We start from the raw sequence: 1548 nt of genomic DNA, 5'->3' as shown, positions 1-1548 counted from the left end.
GCTATCTTCGATGACATTGGCGCAATCGTTATTATCGCTCTGTTTTATTCTGCGGATTTGTCAGGTCTTTCTTTGTCTGTGGCGGGATTTGGCTTAGTCGGATTGTTTATCTTGAACCGTTTAAAGGTGAGAGCGCAAGCTGCGTATATCATCATAGGTGTGGTTGTCTGGGCGGTCGTATTGAAGTCAGGCGTGCATGCGACGCTTGCTGGTTTCATCGTCGCTTGGTTTATACCTCTCAATGTGAAGACTGAGCACGGGCATTCCATGCTCAAGCAAATGGAGCATGGCATTCAGCCATGGGTCGCATTTTTCATCCTGCCTGTCTTTGCGTTCGCTAATGCGGGTGTGAACTTGGTAGGTATTGGAGTGGAAGACTTGTTCCATCCCGTTACGATGGGCATCGCACTTGGGCTATTTGTTGGTAAACAAATCGGTATTTTTGGTGTGTGTTGGTTAGCAATCAAGTCAGGTATTACATCGCTTCCTAAGGGAACGACTTGGTTACAACTCTATGGTGTGTGTATTCTTTGCGGCATAGGTTTTACGATGAGTTTGTTTATCGGGTCGCTTGCTTTTGAAGGCATGGATGCAGCATATCAAGAGAGCGTTAAGCTAGGAGTTTTGTTAGGCTCGTTGTTGTCAGCCGTGATGGGATCGATAGTAATTGTGAAGAGTCGTGAACAAGAGGTGCCAGACCTGCGAGCACAACAGAGCTACTCATAGTTAGGACTAAGGCTTTGCTCAGCTTATGCTGGGTAAAGCCTTGATAGTAGTGCTGGGACGGCAGTTTCAGTCCTTAAGATCCGATCTCCTAGATGCACAGACTCAAACTGTTGTTCGTAAAATTTCGAGACCTCATATTTTGTAAATCCTCCCTCTGGACCAATTGCTAAGGTCACTGGCTGTTTCGGATCTAATTGAACAGGGCACGGCGTTTCAGTGTGCGGATGTGCGATGAGTTTGAGGTCATTTCCCGCTAGGTCGCTTAATTCGTCTTCTACAAAAGGTTTGAACAGCTTTCTTGTTTTGAATACGGGCATCACCGTATCTTTGGCTTGCTCTAAGCCGATGAGCGCATTTTCACGCAGTGATTCCTCGTTTAACCAAGGGGTCTGCCAATAACTCTTTTCTACCTTCCAGGCATTGATAAAGGTGAAGTCTTTGACTCCCATCGTGACGGCAGTTTGAATGATGCGACGAAGCATTTTAGGCCGTGGTAGCGCCAATACGAGCTTGATCGGTAATGGTGCTGGGGCTTGCTTTGTACAGCGAAATGTTAGCTTTGCTTGTACTTGATTGAGCTCGGTTAATGTGCCTTTCCCAATCAAACCGTTTTCAATGCCTACGCTCAGCGTATCACCGGTTTTCGCGCGCAAGGTCTTGTGGATATGCTCGAGCTGCCGTCCTTTAATGACGGCAGTCGACTCATCGATAATATTGTTTGGAGAGAGTAAGAGCAGGTTCATTACTAGTTTGTTAGTTGCTCATTTTCTGTTTGTTTTTTCTCAATAAGTTTTGAAAACAGTAAACCGATTTCGAACAAAA

Annotated in this window: 2 protein-coding genes; one reads left to right on the top strand and one right to left on the bottom strand. The window is 45.7% G+C overall.

What is annotated here, in order from left to right; genetic code table 11:
* Positions 1-726: Na+/H+ antiporter NhaA (gene nhaA, locus A3738_RS01125; protein ID WP_068763285.1), on the top strand; the 726-nt coding region annotated here is incomplete at its 5' end.
* A 23-nt stretch (positions 727-749) separates the two neighbouring features.
* On the opposite strand, the gene A3738_RS01120 is transcribed toward nhaA, so the two are convergent.
* Complete coding sequence (locus A3738_RS01120; protein WP_068481772.1) at positions 750-1469, bottom strand: 16S rRNA (uracil(1498)-N(3))-methyltransferase; 720 nt, start codon at positions 1467-1469, stop codon at positions 750-752.
* Positions 1470-1548: the final 79 nt, after the last annotated feature.

The sequence above is a fragment of the Oleiphilus sp. HI0066 genome, from assembly GCF_001635725.1.
The sequence above is the reverse complement of the archived record's forward strand: the minus strand, read 5'-3'. Positions and strand labels throughout refer to the sequence as shown.

Bases quoted from the DNA above. Each gene is read 5' to 3' on its own strand.
- A3738_RS01120 (WP_068481772.1), bottom strand. From the start codon at position 1,469: ATGAACCTGCTCTTACTCTCTCCAAACAATATTATCGATGAGTCGACT.